This is a genomic window from Rhodococcus ruber (assembly GCF_016804345.1).
GTDB lineage: Bacteria > Actinomycetota > Actinomycetes > Mycobacteriales > Mycobacteriaceae > Rhodococcus > Rhodococcus ruber.
Genome location: NZ_CP044211.1, coordinates 5,028,683 through 5,045,541 on the forward strand (window position 1 = coordinate 5,028,683; position 16,859 = coordinate 5,045,541).

Genomic DNA, 16,859 nt, shown 5'->3' on the forward strand with positions numbered 1-16,859 from the left:
CCGCAGCCAGCTCGCGGCATGAGGCCTCGAACAAGTCCCTCAGAGCCACTGACCGCTCTGGACCGACAGCAGCCGGTCCATCGCGTCCGGGGACCACGTGCTCTCGGGCGGTTCGGGCGCCCGGCGGCCCCGGCGCGGGGCGCCGAGTTCGGGGTAGAGGCTGCGGGAGACCTCTCGGGCGGCGTCCACCACGAGGGGTGCGACCCGCTCGAGCTGCGCGGTGCGGGCGTCGCCGCACAGCGAGATCGCGGCGACCGGACCGTCGTGCCCGCGCACAGCGACGGCGACGCACGCGACGCCGCGCACGGACTCGCTGCGCTCGAACGACAGACCGCGCCTCTGCCGGATCCGGCTGAGTTCCTGGTGCAGGGTCGCGAGGTCACCGATGGTGTGCTCGGTGCGGCGGGCCAGGCGCCGCTCGTACAGGTCGTCGACGCGCTCGGGTTCGAGCCAGGCCAGCATCGCCTTGCCACCGGCGGTGGTGTACGCCGGGGCCCGGCCGCCGACCCGCGAGGGCAGCGCCGCGGCGAAGCGGCCGCCGACCTTGTCGAGGTAGACGCTCTCGGCGCCGTCGAGGACGGCGAGGTGGACCACCATGCCGGTCTGCATGTGCAGCTCGTGCAGGAGCGGCGCCGCCGACGCCCGGATCTCCCCGTGGCCACCGTCCCCGCTGCCGAGACCGAGCGCCCGCCGGCCGAGGCAGTAGCCGAAGGATGCGTGGTCGACCCAGTTCAGCTTCACGAGCTGATCGAGGATGCGGTGCACGGTCGAGCGGGGCAGCCGGGTGCGGCAGGCCACCTCCTCCAGCGTCAGGCGCGAGGACCTGCCCTCGAACGCGTCGAGGATGAGCGTCATCCGTTCGACCATCGACGGCGGCACGTCGCGCCGCGGGGCGGTGGTAGCTGTCGGTTCCGTTGCTTCGACGACTGCCATCTGCGGCCTCCCGATACTTCTGCCCCCGGATGGGAGCGGGAAAACTGAAATGAATTCTGAAAGTGTATCAGCTCACTCTCGCCGCCAGTAGTGATCGGCGGCGCGAATCTCCCCCTGCGACCCTGACGCGCCTCGCGTCCGCGGTCGACGCGGATCCCGCTGATCGGAACGTCGGCCGCGACGAAACGATGCCGTCCGGTACAACGGACCGACACCCTCCCAGTCCCGGCAGCGGAGAGGCTCGCATGCGCATCGGAATCGTCAGCCCCGTCGTGGTCCAGCACCCCGGCGTGCACTCACCGTGGGAACGCACCGCCGGCATCGACGACCTCGCCCGGGTGGCCCGAACCGCCGATCTCCTTGGCTTCCACCATCTGACCTGCAGCGAACACGTCGCCGTCCCGGTGGACGTGGCGGCCACCCGCGGGGGCACCTACTGGGACCCCCTCGCCACGCTCAGCTATCTCGCTGCCCGGACGCAACGCATCCGGCTCGCCACTCAGGTGCTCGTCCTGGGTTACCACCACCCGCTCGAGATCGCCAAGCGCTACGGCACCCTCGACGTCCTCAGCGGCGGCCGGCTGACGCTCGGCCTCGGGGTGGGCAGCCTGCGCGAGGAGTTCGACCTCCTCGACGCACCGTTCGAGGACCGGGGCGCCCGCGCCGACGACGCCCTGGCCGCGTTGCGCGCCGCACTGTCCCGACGACTGCCGGAGTACCACGGGCCCTATTACGAATTCCAGAACCTGCTCGTCGAGCCGCACGCCGTCCAACCCCGCGTCCCGCTGTGGATCGGGGGCCGCACGCTGCGCTCGCTGCGCCGCGCCGTCGCCCACGGCGACGGCTGGGTGCCGTTCGGCCTGCCCCTGCCCGACCTGACCGCGATGCTCGGCCGGGTGGACCGCCCGGAGGGCTTCGACGTCGTCCTCGACACCGGTGCGCCCCTCGACCCGCTGGGCGCGCGCGAGCGCACCGCCCGGTCGCTGGATCGCCGTCGCGAGGCCGGCGCCACCGTGGTCGGAGCGACCGTCGCCGCGACCGGCGTCGAACACTACTGCGAACAACTCGAGTGCCTGCGGGCACTCGGCACCGATCTGGGGCTGGACTTCGCCCCGGCCGAACCATCCGAACAGGAGACCCCATGACCGACACCGCAGAGACCGACACCGCAGAACTCGTGCGGTCCCTCCTCGCCCGCGTCCAGCTCCTCGAGGACAAGATCGCCGTCCAGGAGATCGTCACCGCCTACGGCCCGGCCGTCGATGCCGGCGACGCCGACGCGGTGGGCGAACTGTGGACCGAGGACGCCGTCTACGACGTCGACATGCGCACCATGAACGGCCGCAAGGAGATCATGGAGATGGTGCGCACACGGCCGCACCAGGACTACATCCACGAAGGATGCGGACACCTCCTCGATCCCGTGCACATCCGGGTCGAGGGTGACACGGCCGTGGCCACCTGCCATTCGCAGTTGCTGCGCCACGACGAGAACGGCTTCCGGGTCTGGCGCGTGACGGCCAACCGCTTCGAACTCGTCAAGAACGACGGCCGGTGGCGGATCCGCAGACGCACCGCCCGGGTGCTCGACGGCCGCGACGAGTCGCGCGAGCTGCTCGCCCGCGCCGGTCGCTGACCCGCCCCGGACACCGGGAACGGCCGGCACCGAATGTGGGGCCGGCCGTTCCTCGTCCGACGACGTCAGGCGTCGACGGTCGCGTTCTCGAGCGTCGCCCTCGCCCACCGGTAGTCCGCCTTCCCGGCGGGCGAACGCAGCACCTCGGGAACCGGCACGATCGTCTTCGGGATCTTGTACCCGGCGATCAGGGTCCGGCAGTGGTCGGCCAGTTCCGTGGCCGTGGGCGCGTCCACACCGGGACGGAACTGGACGGCCACCGAGACCCGCTCGCCCAGAAGCGGATCCGGGATCCCCGCCACCACGGCGTCGAGGACGGCCGGATGGCTCTTGACGGCTTCCTCGACCTCCTCCGCGTAGACCTTCTCGCCGCCGGTGTTGATGCAGGCCGACCCGCGGCCGAGCACGACGATCGCACCGTCCGGCTCCACGGTGGCCAGGTCCCCGAGCAGGCACATGCGCACACCGTCACGCTCGGGGAACGTCGCCGCGGACTTGTCCGGGTCGTTGTAGTAGCCGAGGGGGACGTGGCCGATGCGGGCGAGGTAACCGATGGTCTCCGAGCCGGGCTCGACCTCGGCCAGATCCGTGTCGACCACCCGCAGCGTCGGCGACGGGGAGATCCGCGCACGGCCGTCGGAGCCGGCGTCGAGGGTGCCGGTCGCGCCCGCCTCCGACGAGCCGAAGGAGTTGCGCAGGTAGACGTTCGGCAGCAGCTCCGCCAGGTGTGCGCGCACACTCGCCGACCACAGCGCCCCGCCGGAGCCGATGACCAGCAGAGAGCTCAGATCGAACTCCGTGCCGCGGGCGGCGACCGCGTCGGCCAGCGGCCGGCTGATGGCGTCGCCGACCACCATCACGATCGCGATCCGGTGCCGGTCGATCAGGCGCAGCGCCTCGATCGGATCGAACGACCGCATCAGCACCTGCTTCGCACCCGTGAACAGCCCCATCAGCACCGAGTACATCGCGGCCCCGTGCATGAGCGGCGCCGTGACGAGATAGGACATCGGGTGCTCGTTGGCCGCGGCGGCCGCGGCGAGATCGGCAGGGCTGCGGTGCGGTTCGCCGTAGGGGTTGCCGCCGGCCAGCGCCGCGAAGTAGAAGTCCTCGTGCCGCCACATCACGCCCTTGGGCATGCCCGTCGTGCCGCCGGTGTAGAGGATGTACCGGTCGTCGCCGTTCCGCGCACCGAAATCCCTCTCCCCCGAGGCGCTCTCCACCGCCTCCGCGTACCGCGCCACGGTCGCGTCCACAGCTGCCGCGGCCTGCTCGAGCGCCGCCGTCTCGGCGCTTCCGACGACGGTGATGTGCCGCAGCCGTGAGGTGTGCGGCACGGCCTGCGCCGCGACGTCGGCGAACTCGTCGTCGACCACGAGTGCCACGAGGTCCGCATCGGTGTAGAGGTGCACGAGCTCGGCACCCACGTAGCGGAAGTTGATGTTCACGGGCACCGCGCGAATCTTCAAGCAGCCCAACATGACCTCCAGGAACTCGAGGCTGTTGCGCATGTGCAGGCCCACATGATCACCTGCCGTCACTCCGACGGCCGCGAGGTGGTGCGCGGCCCGATTGGCGCGCGCGTCGAACTCGGCGTACGTCCGGGACTCGTCCCCGCAGATCAGGGCCGTCCGGTCGGGTATCGCATCGACGACGGCCTCGGTGAGATCGGCCAGGTTCAGAGACATCGCGGGTCCTTCCGGGGTTCGTGGGTGGGGCAGGACTCGCACGACCACGCGATCGTCGCGGGTGTGCCGCGGATCACAGCAAATTCAGTAGAACATATTCCTGTTCCGGGATCAACGGCCGGATGATGACGCGAAGGCCAGGCCCCACGGTTGCCTGCGGACTTACGGGAACACCCTCGGCTCGCGAGAGTGCGGCCGGAGAACACCCTTGTGCAGGTACTAGAATGAATACTAGTTTTTAGTCACCGTTCTGTACTCCCGCACGGACCCAAGGAGCCACCATGACTCAGAACCTGACCCTCGACGGCCGCTCCGCCGTCGTCACCGGAGCAGGCGCCGGCCTCGGCCGTGCCGAAGCCCTCGCCCTCGCCGACGCCGGGGCCGCCGTCGTCGTCAACGACATGGGCGCCGCCGCCCACGACGTCGTCGACGAGATCCGCGCCGCCGGAGGCCGCGCCGTCGCCGTCACCGGCGACGTCTCGGACTGGGCGCTCGGCGAGGAACTCGTCCGCACCGCGGTCACCGAGTTCGGATCGATGGACATCCTGGTCAACAACGCCGGCATCCTGCGCGACAAGATGATCTTCAACCTGTCCGAGTCGGACTGGGACGACGTGATCCGGGTGCACCTCAAGGGCCACGCTGCGACGTCGCGCGCCGCGGCCGTGCACTGGCGGCAGGCGTCGAAGGACGCGAACGGCCCCGTCTACGGCCGCGTGATCAACACCTCCTCCGAGGCGTTCCTGTTCGGCTCGGCCGGGCAGCCCAACTACTCGGCCGCCAAGGCCGGCATCACCGCCCTGACCCTGTCGACTGCCCAGGGCCTGTCGCGGTACGGGGTGCGGGCCAACGCCATCTGCCCGCGCGCCCGCACGGCCATGACTGCGGACGCATTCGGCGAGAACAACACCGGCGCGTCGGGTCTGGACCCGCTCGCGCCCGAGCGAGTGGCCACCCTGGTCCGGTACCTCGCCTCCCCCGCCTCCGACGAGGTCAACGGTCAGGTCTTCGTCGTGTACGGCAAGATGGTCGCGCTCATGGAGGCCCCCAAGGTCGAGCACCGCTTCGACGCCGCGGGCTCCGCGTTCACCGTCGACGAACTCGGTGACCAGCTCTCGTCCTACTTCTCCGGTCGCGGCCCGTACGAGACCTACGCCGCCTACAGTGTGGCCGAACTGGAGAAGGTCGCGCTCGCCACGGGCGACCCCGTCGGCGCATGAGTGGAAGGGACGTGGCCGTGAAACTGCGCGGGAAGACCGCCGTCGTCACCGGCGGTGCGGGCGGGATCGGCCGCGCGGTGACCCGCGTGTTCGTCCGCGAGGGCGCCCGCGTGCTGTTCGTCGACGTCGACGACGATCGGGGGCGCGCGCTCGAGTCCGAGCTGACCGGGGCCGGCGGTGAGGCGAAGTTCCTGCAGGCCGACATCTCCCGGCGCGAGAGCGCGGACCAGATCCGCGACGCCGCCGTCGCGGCGTTCGGCGGCATCGACATCCTGGTCAACAACGCGCACGCGTCGCGCCAGGCACTGCTGGTCGAGCACACCCCGGAGATGTTCGAGCTGTCGTTCGGCACGGGGTTCTACCCCACCGTGCACCTCATGCAGGCCTGCTACCCGCAGCTCAAGCAGGCCCGGGGTTCCGTCGTCAACTTCGGCTCCGGGTCCGCCCTCGACGGCATGCCGACGCAGACGTCGTACGCGGCGGCGAAGGAGGCGATCCGGGCGGTCAGCCGGGTGGCCGCGAACGAATGGGCCGCCGACGGCATCCGCGTCAACGTCGTGTGCCCGTTCGCCGCGACCGAAGGCGTGCAGGCCTGGCAGCAGGCGTTCCCCGACCGGGCGGCCGCCGCGGCGGCGAAGGTGCCGTTGCAGCGCATCGGCGACCCGGAGACGGACATCGCGCCGGTGGTGGTGTTCCTCGCCTCCGACGACTCGAAGTACATGACGGGGCAGACGCTGATGGCCGACGGGGGCAGCATCAAGCTGCGGTGAGCGGGGTTCCCTCGCGCCGGGTTCCATCGCACTGAGTGGGACACCCGATCGACAGGGGCGGTGCCGCGTGGAAATCTGCGTCCTACAGGCCCGCCGGCCGGTGTCGTACCCGGCCGGCGGGCCGCATCCATATCCGGTCTGCCGCACGGCAGCCACGTCCGTACCGTCCGAGAGAGGGTTTCGACCGCATGGCTTCCTCCTCCCCGCTCTTCCGCCCGCTCCGTGTGCGTTCGCTCGAGTTGGCGAACCGCATCGTGATGTCACCGATGACGCGGTCGTACTCGATCGACGGTGTGCCGGGTGAGGACGTCGCCGCCTACTACCGGCGGCGGGCCGCGGGTGGGACGGGCCTGATCGTCACCGAGGGTGTCGCCATCGATCACCCGACGGCCGTGGACAATCCGCGTGTTCCGCGCATGCACGGCACCGAGGCACTCGCGGGGTGGCGCCGGGTCGTCGACGAAGTACACGACGCCGGGGGCCGGATCGTCCCGCAGTTGTGGCACGTCGGACCGTTGTGGGGCGCGATGAGCGCGGTCGATCCCGCACTGAAGCCGATGCGTCCGTCGGGCAGCTGGGGCGCCCTGGGCATCACCTCGTACCCGGAGGACTACGTCGCGTGGGCCACCCGGCCGACGGAGGCGATGACCGAGCAGGACATCGCCGACGTGATCGCGGCCTACGCTCGCGCCGCCGCCGCAGCCGCCGAGGCCGGATTCGACGGCATCGCGCTGCACGGCGGGCACGGCTACCTGCTGGACTCGTTCCTGTGGGAGGGCACCAACACCCGGACCGACGCGTGGGGCGGTGACCTCGAGCGGCGCACCCGATTCCCCGCGGCCGTCGTGGCGGCCATCCGCGCCGAGATCGGCGACGATCTGCCCATCGTGTTCCGCTTCTCGCAGCACAAGCAGCAGAACTACACCGCGCGCATCGCCGAGACGCCCGACGAGCTGAAGGTGATCCTCGGCGCTCTCGTCGAGGCCGGCGTCGACATCCTCGACGCGAGCATCCGCCGTTTCGACACCCCCGCCTTCGAGGGCAGCGACCTCTCGCTCGCCGGCTGGGCCAAGCAGCTGACGGGCGTGACCACCATGGCCGTCGGCAGCGTCGGCATCGGCAAGTCGCTGCGGGAGAGCCGGATCAGCGGCTCGGCACCGATCGACGACAACGTCCACGAGGTGGAACGACGGATCGACAGCGGCGAATTCGACCTGATCGCCGTCGGCCGCCTGCACCTGGCCGACCCGGCCCTCGCGACCACCCTGCAAGCCGGGGGGCCGCTGCCCGAATTCGACCGCGCGATCCACGAAGCGTCGCTGACCTGACCCGAACGGGGCGGGTGCGCGGCGGTGACGACAGGAGGCCTCCATGGGATCCTCGTTCCCCGAGCAACTTTCCGCTGTGCTCGATCGGCAGCGCCGGACGCCGTCCACGGCGTCGGCCACCGATCCGGGCCACCGGGTCCGGCCCGTCCGCGCCATGATCGATCTGCTCGTGCAGCACCACAAGCCGCTCACCGAGGCGGTCCACGCCGACTTCGACGGACAACTGCCGACCCACGTGGTCATGGACGACATCCTCACGTCCCTGACGGCACTGCACCGGGTGCGGGAGTCGTTGGAAGGCTGGGGTAGCGCCGGTCGGCCCACCTACCGGATACCCGGGCCGTCGGGGGCGCTGTGGCACTGCGGCCCGCACCACGACGCCGGGACGGTGGCCATCGTGGGAAGCCGCACCGCACCCCTGTTCTCGCTGCTGGGACCGTGGGTCAGCGCGATCGGCACCGGCCACCGCGCCGTGCTGATGCCGGCCCACGGGCTGCCGCGCACGGTGCGAGTGCTGGCGGACGCCGCCGAGTCCCTCCTCGACCCCGCCCACATCGCGGTGCTCGTCGGGATCGAGAACCACGACGATCAGATCACCGCCGACCGCTTCGACCACGTCGTGGTCACCGGCGAGCACCACGCGTCGCCGCCCGGCGGGACCGCGACGACGTCCGTGCTGCGCCCCGGCGCTGCGGGACCGGTGAGTCCGCACCGGCGCACGTTCGCCGACGCGCTTGCGACGACGTACGCCGCGCTGCTGCCCGCCGTCACCGACCACCCCGGTCTCGTCGTGACCGTCGCCGACCACCCGGGCAGCTGCCCGGTCCTGCGCTTCACCCGCCCCGGAGCGGCCTCGTCGCCGACCGATCAGTGGGACGACGAGCGCGCGCCGGACGTCGAGCGATGGAGAATGCCCGCATGAGCAGCCCACTCGAGGATCGCCTCGCGCTCACGGACGTCGTCGCACGGTACGCCCGTGCCGTCGACCGCCGCGAGCCGGCCGTGCTGCGTTCGCTCTTCACCGACGACGCCGAGTTCGTGCAGCCGCCCGGGCTGGTCCGTCGCGGACACGACCCGGTGCTCACCGGTGCCGGACCGATCGCCGACGGGGTGCTCGCCGCGGTCGCGCACCTGCACTCCACACGCCACGTCCTCGGCCAGCACGTGATCGACCTCGACGGCGACCGCGCCCGGGGCGAGCTGTACTGCGAGGCGCACCACGTGTACCCGAGCGGCGACGGCTACCGGGACTACACGGTGTCCGTCCGCTATCGGGACGAGTACCGGCGCGAGCCGGAAGGCTGGCGCATCTCGCGCCGGGAACTGGTCGTCGATCTCACCGCCGACCGTGAAGTGACGTTGCTCCGATCCGAGTGAGGGGAAAACCTTCGTGACACAGACCGACGCGGGCCTGACACCGAGCGCCGCGGAACAACTGCTGGCCGTCGAGGAGATCAAGCGGCTCTTCGCCGCACGGCTGCGGGTGATGGACACCAAGCAGTGGGATCTGTACCCCACCCTGCACACCGAGGACGTGGTGAGCGAGACCTGGGGCGGCCTGCCCGAGGACACCCAGCCGCGCACCGGTGGACGGTCCAATCGGGTCGTGGGCCGCGAACCGTTGCGGCGCGCCATCGAGAACCTGCTCGACGGAGGCACTCCGGTCACCAGTGCGCACCACGGTCACACTCCCGAGATCACCCTCACCGGCGACACCACCGCGACCGGGATCTGGGCGATGGAGGACGAACTGTGGTGGACGAACGGGTCGGTCGAGGAACACCTGCACGGCTGGGGCCACTACCACGAGGAGTACCGGAAGGTCGACGGCGTGTGGTTGATCAGCTACCGCAAGCTCACCCGGCTGCGGCAGGTGCACACACCCGGGTTCTTCGACTTTCTGAAGCCGCTCCGGTAGGACTTCGTCGGTTGCCGTCTCGGGGATCGAGATGGTGACGGAGCGCTTTTCGCGGTAACGCGTCTCGTCGGTTCACCGGCTCTCGGTCCTCGTCGACACGCCACGGATGGCTCAGCAATTCTCTTGCGGAGCCGAGGGCAGCGCACGTGGAACGGCTTCGTGACGTCTCTGGCGGAAATCGTCCCAGAGCAACGGAATTGCTGCCACCGAGCACATTGCGCTCGCCCCTACCTCCCCAGTCTCCGCTGCGGCGGAACAGGCTTCGGCTCTTCGACCACTCGAAGAAGTGCGTGGTACCCCTGACTTCGGAACTGTTCGGGAACCTGCAACCAGGACGGATGCGACTCTGCGGCCAATGCGTCGGCCAAGACCCGGACCCGTCCACGATCACTGCCTTCCATGCGTAGGCTGTCGCCCAACGGATCGCTCATCGCACACGCCGACACCACCGCGTCGTCGAGGTGCCGCGCTCGGTCCCGTGCGTCCTCCTTGTAGGCAGCACCTTTCAGCACCAGCGCACCGAGGACGTCAGGAACGCTCAGCCGGATCGATCCGTCGTCGTACTCGACGATGCAGTCGACGGTCTTGCGGAGAGCCGAAGTTCCTGCAGGCACGGCGAATACCTCACGGCCGGCCACCTTCGGTCGATGACGGGGCGCGAGATCGTCCGGGACAGTTCCGCTACCTGGGGTCACGGCGGCGTCCACCCGCCGACAGGAGCCGGCACTTCCCATCTCGGCCGGTCACCGGACGTCATCGAGCAAATTCTGTAGCACCCGCGTGCCGGCGCTACGCTCGCGAGTGTCGAGAGAGTCCATCAGATCCACTGCGACAGCTGCCAGCGGCACCTCTCCCCCACGAAAGGCATCCGCGATCGTCACCGCTCGCACAGTGATGTCACCATCCCCGTCGACGGTCAAACCGAAGTGATCGACAAGACCGTCGTACTCCTCCGCCAGTACATATCCGTCGATTCCTCTCCGGCTCGCAGCCAAACCGAACTTGCTCGCGACGGGGCGTCGTACCAGCGCGCTTGCGCCGGTCAGCACCAGATACTCGGAGAGGTTCGCCGCGCTGCCGGCCCATCCACGCATGCGATGAACCGCCGCACGGCGACGCGCGAGAAATGCGACTTCCTGCGCGCTGGATCGCCGGAGCCGGTGCTTGAGCCGGGCCATCTGCGCCGCCGGTATCCAGTCCACGTCCTCCCCGGACAGCAGCGTCAACGCCGCCCAGGCGACGTCTTCGTTCCAGGGCCGCCCGCGGACCGGGCGCAACTGTGCACGACGGTGCACCGAGCCGGCATCCAGGAGCAGCATGTCACCGATCTCACGCGCTACCACCACTTCACCGGCGCGAGCCAAGCGGGCGACCTGTCGCCTGCTGACTCCCAGTTCGACAGCTGCGGCCGCTACGGACATCTCCTTCACTCATATATAGTCTCGACTGCGACCATATAACGCAATATTTCCACTTCAATCCCGTTTCTATTCCACCTCTGCAGCGCAGGCGGATCCCCACTCGCACCGGGCCGTCGAACATGGCACGACATGGGGGATGCCACGCGGGAGCGCCTCGATCGCGGCACCGGTCGGGACGAACCGGGGGTCACGCCAGATGCTGCCGGGGAGCGAGCTTCCGGTCGGCTCGGTCCACGGCGGCCCACACCGCGCCGATCTCCTCGTCGTCGGGATCGATGCGCCCCTCGCACGCGAGCAGGTTCAGCTCGAGGAAGCCGTCCGACCGGTTCGCCGGGCCGGCCGCGAACACCATCGGGAGCAGACCGCGGACGCGGTCGGCGCCTTCGTGGAGTGCACGTCGAAAATGTCGCACCGGCAGGATCAGGGCACCGAGCCCTCGTAGCACCCTTCGGACAGATCGGCGTGGCATGCGCGTCAGGTGTATGAGGCAGGAGTCGGCCCTGTAGGCGTGCCGGCGCGGGCCTGCCGCCGCAGCGTCTCCAGGTTCTGTCGCATCTGTGGCCGCATGTCCTGGTGCTGCGGATGCAGGCGGGAGTAGAGCGCGAGCAGGGGGCGGTACGGCAGTACGTCGATCCGGTACGAGTGCGTCACCCGGGTCCCGTCACCGTCGGTCCGGAACACGTAGGACCAGGTGGTCGAGTCGTGGTAGAGCGGGTTGCGCCGGTCCGAGACGGTGTGGAATTCGAACCTCTCGCCAGGATCGGCGGCGGTCACCTCGCAGACCCGGGACCAGCGTATGTGATGGGCGCGGTTGCGTCCGCGGAAGCGGGCCCCCACCGTCCCCGGCGATCGTCCCGGCAGCCACTCGCAGCTGCGGCACTCGGGGCTGCGCTCCCCGATGCGCGTGACGTCGGCGACCGCGTCGTACAGCTGCCGGGCCGGGGTGTCGATCCGCAGTTCCACCGACCCCTCGGTGCGGGGCGGCCGGTGCAGCCGCGGGCCGACATCGACGTCGGCGCCCCACCGAGCGGCGCATGCCCGCCGATACGGTCGTGCGAACGCATGCCGCAGCAGGAACCGAGTAGCGGGGCCGACCTTGCCGACGGCGACGTCGTAGTCTTCCCGATCGACCCCGTCGACCACCCAGTGAGCTTCGATCCCCAACTCCCGCTTCGCCTTCGAGGCAATGAACACCTTCTGCTCCACCTCGTCCCACTGACGACGGGTCAGGGTCCGGGCGACGACCGGCATCATCTCGTCCTCTTCGCGCTGCAGATGCGGCAGCAGTACCTGTTCGAGTGCGGTGAGGGCATGCACCAGATCTTCTCGGGCCGCGGGATCGGCACGGTAGTCGGTGGCCGCAGCGGTCACCCGTTCGATCTCGGGGCCGATCCGCGCATGGTCGGCGTCCATCTCGTCGAGCAGGGCCTCGGCGGCCGGGTTCACGGCGCGCACCAGGGGCCACAGTCCCTGATCCTCGCCGCTGTGGTGCAGGTGCAGGAACTGCATCATCCACACCAGATGATCGGCCAGGGCGACCCGCTGGGTCCGTTCGGGCGCAGGCGCGGTACGCAGTACCTGGGCGGCGCGCGTCAGATCGCGGCGCAGCGCGCTGTGCACGACACGCATGATCCGCGTGTCGGCGGGGGGCAGAGTGTCGGTTGTCATGTTCGTCTCCAGCCACGGGCACCCGAGTCTCACCCCGGGCGATCGAGAATTTCTTCGATGCGGTCGATGAGCCACGCCTCGTAGCGGACCCGACTCCAGCCGCATCCTTCGATGAAAAGGGCGTAGACCTGGTCCCCGGCCTGAACCCACAATTCGTCGACCTGACCGGGATCCGGGTGGCGGCCCAGAATCACGCCGACGACGTCGGCGATCGAGAGCCTGCGTTGCCGCTCCAGATCGGCAACCACCGCGGCGAGCGCGGGATCGACCGTCGCCCCCTGGCGCAGTGCCGCGGCCAGGCGATGGAGGCGCTCGTTGATCAGGGCAATCATGCGCGCGGTGATCTCGATGCGCTCGCCGGTCGTTCGTCCGGAACCGATCTCCGTGTAGGCGGGCCGGGCGGCCAGTGGCACCGGCGCGTCGTCGCCGACGACGGCGACGTCCAGCGCCGACTTCAACAGATCCGCCTTGGATCCGAACGTTGCATAGACGGTTTCGACGGACACCCCGGCGGTCCGCGCGACCTCGCGCATCCCGGTGCCGACCCAGCCGCGCTCGGCGAACAAGCGGGTGGCGGCCTCGAGCACGACCCTCCGCGTCTGGGCTGCCTGCATCCGGCGCAGCGAAGAGCGGTACCGGCGAGTTCCGGAGCCGCCGGCCGTCGAGTCGTACTCGACCGTGGCCATACCCCGATTCTAGAACGTACGCGTTTTCGATACAATACTGTTCCAGTGATTTCCGGGCCCGTCCGAATCCGAATACATCCCCAGCACCACCCCTTTCGTCACCCTGGGCGGCACACTGGTCCGGGACGGCCGAACGGACCATCGACTGTTCGACGGCCGTCCGACTGCAATCCCGTTCGCACACAGTGACATACACTGCACCACGCCGGTGCAGCAACAGATCCGTGGTGATCGCCGGCTCCCCGATCGGGGTGCCGAACTCGAACTCACGCCCCGCGGCCGAAGGGTGGTCGCTGTCGCCGCGGCCGGTGCCCTCGAGCGTCGGACCCCACGGTGAGCGCCAGACAGTTCCGGACGTCCGTAGACGGAGCGATGCACGTCTGCGCCGTCATGTTCGGGACGAACGGTAGTCTCGAACCGTGCAGGAGGCTGCGAGGTTTCACGTGCGGGAACCGGAGCCCGCCGATGCCGAGGCGATCGCTCGAGTGCAGGTCGCCACCTGGCAGGCAACCTACGGCAGCCTCCTCCCCAGCTCGTACTTCGACGCCACCGCGCTCGAGCAGCGCACAGCCATGTGGCGCTCCGTACTGAACGGGCTGCACCGTCCGCCACGACTCCGCGTCGCCGAAACACACGGAGACATCGTCGGGTTCGCTGCTGCCGGCCCACCGATCGAGGACGACGACCCCGTCCGAGACCTCCAGCTCTACACCCTCTATCTCCTCCCCGAACACCACGGAAGCGGTGCCGGGCAACTACTTCTCGATGCCGTTCTCGTCGGAGAACCCGCTCAACTGTGGGTTGCCGAGGACAATCCCCGCGCCCACAGCTTCTATCGCCGTAACGGGTTCATGCCCGACGGTACGGAGAAGATCTTCCCGCACGCCCCTCTGGTCGCGGTCCGACTCGTCCGATAGCTGCCCCTCATACCGAGCAAGTGATGCGCACACGCCGCCCGATGCGGGCATCACTTGCCACCGCACATGCAACAACGACTCCGCCCCGAGTGGCGGTGGCGCCCCGCCGACCGGCTCGTAACACGTGGACGTGATTGCGAACTGGACGCTTGTCACGATCACCGGACGGGGGCCCGGCACGGCCGGTACCGGCCCGAGTGGCCCGGTTCCGACGACTGCACCTGTCGCCTACGCAATACCCGGCCGCTGGGACACCGATCCGGTGCGACAATCCAGGTGTCGAAGGGAGGCGCGAGATGACCCAGACACGATCGGTGATCGGGGACAGCGTCGAGGAGTCGATCGGCGGCGGCGAGGACGTCGCGCCGCCGCGGCTCGGGGCGGCCGTCGGTGCCCTGGCCGACGTGTTCGGTCACGGCCGGACCGTGGCCCGGCACGGCGCGGCGTTCGGCAAGGAACTGGCGAAGATCGTCGCCGGTCGATCCACGGTGGCCCCCGCCGAGGGGGACCGCCGGTTCGCCGATCCGGCGTGGAGCACGCACCCGGCCTACCGCCGGCTCGAGCAGACCTACCTGGCCGCCACCGACGCCGTCGACGGCGTCGTCGCCGACGTCGGCCGCGGCATCGACCCACGCCGGGCCGCCGAGGCCAAATTCGCCGCCGACATCCTCACCGCCGCCCTGGCGCCGACGAACTACCTGTGGACCAACCCCGCCGCGCTGAAGGAGGCGTTCGACACCGCCGGCCTCAGCCTGGTGCGCGGCACGAAGCACTTCGTCTCCGATGTGGTCGAGAACCGGGGCATGCCGTCGATGGTCCGACGCGGCGCCTTCACCGTCGGCACCGACCTGGCGGTGACCCCGGGGGCGGTGATCTCCCGCGACGAGGTCGCCGAGGTGCTGCAGTACACCCCGACCACGGCGACGGTCCGCCGCCGGCCGGTGCTCGCGGTGCCCCCGCCCATCGGCCGGTACTACTTCCTGGACCTGCGCCCGGGACGCAGCTTCGTCGAGTACAGCGTCGGCCGGGGCCAGCAGACCTTCCTGCTGTCGTGGCGCAATCCCACCGCCGAGCAGGGTGACTGGGACTTCGACACCTACGCCGGGCGGGTGCTGCGCGCGATCGACGAGGTACGGGAGATCACCGGCAGCGACGAGGTGAATCTGATCGGCTTCTGCGCCGGCGGGATCCTCGCCACCACGGTGCTCAACCATCTGGCCGCCCGGGGCGACGACCGGGTGCACAGCATGGCGTATGCGGTGACGATGCTCGACTTCGGCGATCCGGCACTGCTCGGCGCGTTCGCCCGGCCTGCCCTGATCCGGTTCGCCAAGGGCCGGTCCCGCCGCAAGGGCCTCATCAGCGCCCGGGACATGGGCTCGGCATTCACCTGGATGCGCCCGAACGATCTGGTGTTCAACTACGTGGTCAACAACTACCTCATGGGGCGCACCCCGCCGGCCTTCGACATCCTCGCCTGGAACGCCGACGGCACCAACCTGCCCGGCGCCCTGCACGGGCAGTTCCTCGACCTCTTCCGGGACAACCTGCTCGTCGAACCCGGCGCGTTCACCGTGCTGGGCACGCCCCTCGACCTGACGTCGATCACCGTACCCACCTTCGTCTCGGGCGCGATCGCCGATCACCTGACCGCGTGGCGCAACTGCTACCGCACCACCGAGTTGCTCGGCGGCGACACCGAGTTCGTGCTCAGCTTCTCCGGGCACATCGCCAGCCTGGTCAACCCGCCCGGCAACCCGAAGGCGCACTACTGGACCGGTGGCACACCGGGCCCGGACCCCGATGCCTGGCTGAAGGGCGCCGAGCGGCAGCAGGGCAGCTGGTGGCAGGCCTGGGCCGACTGGGTGCTCGCCCACAGCGGGGAGGAGACCGTCGCGCCGGCCGCGCCCGGCAGTGCCCGGCATCCCCCACTCGAGGCCGCCCCCGGCCGATACGTACGCGACCTACCCCCCGACTGAACGTGTCTCTCACGGATCACATCTCGGTGACGACACGATGCATGTCGGGGCCGAGGGGCCGTCGGTGATGTCGCGGTAGCGCCGGCGTCACGGCCGCGACGAGCCGTGCTCACCGTGGAGGTGGGCACGCTCGCCGTCGTGGTCGAAGATCGTGAGAATTTCCACCGGACCGTCGTGGGCACCGATGACGTGCGGGACCATCGTCGAGAACGCGGCGGCCTCGCCGGTCCGCACCAGCACCGTCCGCTCGCCCAATTGCAGCCGGGCCGTGCCGGCGAGCACGGTGAACCACTCCCGGCCCGGATGCACCGCCGCCGCACCGGTTCCGGTGGGCCGGTCGGGGGTGATGCGCATCTTGGCCACCGTCACGCCGTGCAGGGCCCGCTCCCGGGACAGCAGCCACGTCGTCACCCCGGGCATGTGCTCGGGCTGCGGCCGGATCACCACGTCCTCGTCCTCGGCGGATTCGACGAGCTGATCGAGCGTGGTGCCCAGGGCCCGGGCGATCGGCACCAGTTGATCGAGAGCGATCCGGCGGTTGCCGGTCTCGATGCGGCTCAGCGTCGACGGGCTGAGCCGGCAGCGGGCCGCCAGCGAATCGAGCGACCAGCCGCGGGCCAGGCGCAGGCTGCGGATGCGGCGGCGGATCACGGCGTCCAGATCTTGCGTCATACGCAAGATGGTATGCGTTATAG

General features: G+C 70.0%; 18 protein-coding genes. 10 read left to right on the top strand and 8 right to left on the bottom strand.

Going from position 1 to position 16,859, the window contains the following annotated elements; all coding sequences use genetic code 11:
• Positions 1-39: 39 nt before the first annotated feature.
• Positions 40-933, bottom strand: a complete 894-nt coding sequence (locus tag F1734_RS22980; protein WP_140188908.1) for an IclR family transcriptional regulator — start codon at positions 931-933, stop codon at positions 40-42.
• A gap of 245 nt (positions 934-1,178) precedes the next feature.
• Here F1734_RS22980 and F1734_RS22985 point away from each other — a divergent pair, with 245 nt between their 5' ends.
• Together F1734_RS22985 and F1734_RS22990 are read left to right on the top strand one after the other, a co-directional pair.
• Complete coding sequence (locus tag F1734_RS22985; protein ID WP_203011122.1) at positions 1,179-2,078, top strand: TIGR03619 family F420-dependent LLM class oxidoreductase; 900 nt, start codon at positions 1,179-1,181, stop codon at positions 2,076-2,078.
• Positions 2,075-2,569 carry a nuclear transport factor 2 family protein gene (locus F1734_RS22990; RefSeq protein WP_010593464.1) on the top strand — a complete coding sequence of 165 codons (495 nt, stop codon included), beginning with the start codon at positions 2,075-2,077 and terminating at the stop codon, positions 2,567-2,569. The genes F1734_RS22985 and F1734_RS22990 overlap by 4 nt, the downstream gene beginning before the upstream one ends.
• 65 nt (positions 2,570-2,634) lie before the next feature.
• On the opposite strand, the gene F1734_RS22995 is transcribed toward F1734_RS22990, so the two are convergent.
• Positions 2,635-4,257 (bottom strand): acyl-CoA synthetase, encoded by a 1,623-nt coding sequence (locus F1734_RS22995; RefSeq protein ID WP_040275002.1) that lies wholly within the window; start codon positions 4,255-4,257, stop codon positions 2,635-2,637.
• Between the two features lie 281 nt (positions 4,258-4,538).
• Here F1734_RS22995 and F1734_RS23000 point away from each other — a divergent pair, with 281 nt between their 5' ends.
• The 6 genes from F1734_RS23000 to F1734_RS23025 all read left to right on the top strand — a co-directional run bounded on the left by F1734_RS23000 (position 4,539) and on the right by F1734_RS23025 (position 9,493).
• On the top strand, positions 4,539-5,477 hold the full coding sequence (locus F1734_RS23000; protein WP_203011123.1) for a 3-oxoacyl-ACP reductase: 939 nt from the start codon (positions 4,539-4,541) through the stop codon (positions 5,475-5,477).
• Between the two features lie 17 nt (positions 5,478-5,494).
• Positions 5,495-6,247 (top strand): SDR family NAD(P)-dependent oxidoreductase, encoded by a 753-nt coding sequence (locus tag F1734_RS23005; RefSeq protein WP_026137560.1) that lies wholly within the window; start codon positions 5,495-5,497, stop codon positions 6,245-6,247.
• A 188-nt stretch (positions 6,248-6,435) separates the two neighbouring features.
• Positions 6,436-7,575 carry an oxidoreductase gene (locus F1734_RS23010; RefSeq protein WP_040275000.1) on the top strand — a complete coding sequence of 380 codons (1,140 nt, stop codon included), beginning with the start codon at positions 6,436-6,438 and terminating at the stop codon, positions 7,573-7,575.
• Positions 7,576-7,618: 43 nt separating this feature from the next.
• Entirely contained in the window at positions 7,619-8,497 is an 879-nt protein-coding gene (locus F1734_RS23015) for an aldehyde dehydrogenase family protein (protein WP_010593470.1), read from the top strand.
• Positions 8,494-8,952 (top strand): nuclear transport factor 2 family protein, encoded by a 459-nt coding sequence (locus F1734_RS23020; RefSeq protein WP_017679830.1) that lies wholly within the window; start codon positions 8,494-8,496, stop codon positions 8,950-8,952. The genes F1734_RS23015 and F1734_RS23020 overlap by 4 nt, the downstream gene beginning before the upstream one ends.
• 13 nt (positions 8,953-8,965) lie before the next feature.
• Positions 8,966-9,493, top strand: coding sequence for a nuclear transport factor 2 family protein (locus F1734_RS23025; protein ID WP_040274998.1), 528 nt, complete (start codon positions 8,966-8,968; stop codon positions 9,491-9,493).
• A gap of 227 nt (positions 9,494-9,720) precedes the next feature.
• Here the strand turns inward: F1734_RS23025 and F1734_RS23030 are convergent, their stop codons facing one another.
• From F1734_RS23030 to F1734_RS23050, 5 genes are all read right to left on the bottom strand, one after another.
• The gene (locus tag F1734_RS23030; RefSeq protein WP_237658132.1) at positions 9,721-10,200 is read right to left on the bottom strand and encodes a hypothetical protein; all 480 of its coding nucleotides are present in this window, start codon (positions 10,198-10,200) and stop codon (positions 9,721-9,723) included.
• A 36-nt stretch (positions 10,201-10,236) separates the two neighbouring features.
• A complete protein-coding gene (locus tag F1734_RS23035; RefSeq protein ID WP_225222675.1) occupies positions 10,237-10,914 on the bottom strand; it encodes a hypothetical protein in 678 nt (225 codons plus the stop codon).
• Between the two features lie 187 nt (positions 10,915-11,101).
• Positions 11,102-11,266: a hypothetical protein gene (locus F1734_RS23040; protein WP_017679828.1), complete on the bottom strand. Its 165-nt coding sequence runs from the start codon at positions 11,264-11,266 to the stop codon at positions 11,102-11,104.
• 122 nt (positions 11,267-11,388) lie between these two features.
• Entirely contained in the window at positions 11,389-12,582 is a 1,194-nt protein-coding gene (locus F1734_RS23045) for a hemerythrin domain-containing protein (protein WP_140188910.1), read from the bottom strand.
• A gap of 29 nt (positions 12,583-12,611) precedes the next feature.
• The gene (locus F1734_RS23050) at positions 12,612-13,268 is read right to left on the bottom strand and encodes a TetR/AcrR family transcriptional regulator (protein ID WP_059174944.1); all 657 of its coding nucleotides are present in this window, start codon (positions 13,266-13,268) and stop codon (positions 12,612-12,614) included.
• A 419-nt stretch (positions 13,269-13,687) separates the two neighbouring features.
• On the opposite strand from F1734_RS23050, the gene F1734_RS23055 reads away from it, so the two are divergent.
• Together F1734_RS23055 and F1734_RS23060 are read left to right on the top strand one after the other, a co-directional pair.
• The gene (locus F1734_RS23055) at positions 13,688-14,185 is read left to right on the top strand and encodes a GNAT family N-acetyltransferase (RefSeq protein WP_230831744.1); all 498 of its coding nucleotides are present in this window, start codon (positions 13,688-13,690) and stop codon (positions 14,183-14,185) included.
• A 296-nt stretch (positions 14,186-14,481) separates the two neighbouring features.
• Entirely contained in the window at positions 14,482-16,164 is a 1,683-nt protein-coding gene (locus F1734_RS23060) for a PHA/PHB synthase family protein (protein WP_203011124.1), read from the top strand.
• 87 nt (positions 16,165-16,251) lie between these two features.
• On the opposite strand, the gene F1734_RS23065 is transcribed toward F1734_RS23060, so the two are convergent.
• A complete protein-coding gene (locus F1734_RS23065; RefSeq protein WP_010593480.1) occupies positions 16,252-16,836 on the bottom strand; it encodes a helix-turn-helix domain-containing protein in 585 nt (194 codons plus the stop codon).
• Between the last annotated feature and the right edge of the window lie 23 nt (positions 16,837-16,859).

Excerpts from the sequence above, each read along its gene's own strand:
- F1734_RS23040 (WP_017679828.1), bottom strand. The coding sequence starts at position 11,266 with ATGGTGTTCGCGGCCGGCCCGGCGAACCGGTCGGACGGCTTCCTCGAG.
- F1734_RS23045 (WP_140188910.1), bottom strand. The coding sequence starts at position 12,582 with ATGACAACCGACACTCTGCCCCCCGCCGACACGCGGATCATGCGTGTC.
- F1734_RS22985 (WP_203011122.1), top strand. The coding sequence starts at position 1,179 with ATGCGCATCGGAATCGTCAGCCCCGTCGTGGTCCAGCACCCCGGCGTG.
- F1734_RS23015 (WP_010593470.1), top strand. The coding sequence starts at position 7,619 with ATGGGATCCTCGTTCCCCGAGCAACTTTCCGCTGTGCTCGATCGGCAG.
- F1734_RS23060 (WP_203011124.1), top strand. The coding sequence starts at position 14,482 with ATGACCCAGACACGATCGGTGATCGGGGACAGCGTCGAGGAGTCGATC.
- F1734_RS22990 (WP_010593464.1), top strand. The coding sequence starts at position 2,075 with ATGACCGACACCGCAGAGACCGACACCGCAGAACTCGTGCGGTCCCTC.
- F1734_RS23000 (WP_203011123.1), top strand. The coding sequence starts at position 4,539 with ATGACTCAGAACCTGACCCTCGACGGCCGCTCCGCCGTCGTCACCGGA.
- F1734_RS22980 (WP_140188908.1), bottom strand. The coding sequence starts at position 933 with ATGGCAGTCGTCGAAGCAACGGAACCGACAGCTACCACCGCCCCGCGG.
- F1734_RS23020 (WP_017679830.1), top strand. The coding sequence starts at position 8,494 with ATGAGCAGCCCACTCGAGGATCGCCTCGCGCTCACGGACGTCGTCGCA.
- F1734_RS23010 (WP_040275000.1), top strand. The coding sequence starts at position 6,436 with ATGGCTTCCTCCTCCCCGCTCTTCCGCCCGCTCCGTGTGCGTTCGCTC.
- F1734_RS23050 (WP_059174944.1), bottom strand. The coding sequence starts at position 13,268 with ATGGCCACGGTCGAGTACGACTCGACGGCCGGCGGCTCCGGAACTCGC.
- F1734_RS23035 (WP_225222675.1), bottom strand. The coding sequence starts at position 10,914 with ATGTCCGTAGCGGCCGCAGCTGTCGAACTGGGAGTCAGCAGGCGACAG.
- F1734_RS22995 (WP_040275002.1), bottom strand. The coding sequence starts at position 4,257 with ATGTCTCTGAACCTGGCCGATCTCACCGAGGCCGTCGTCGATGCGATA.
- F1734_RS23065 (WP_010593480.1), bottom strand. The coding sequence starts at position 16,836 with ATGACGCAAGATCTGGACGCCGTGATCCGCCGCCGCATCCGCAGCCTG.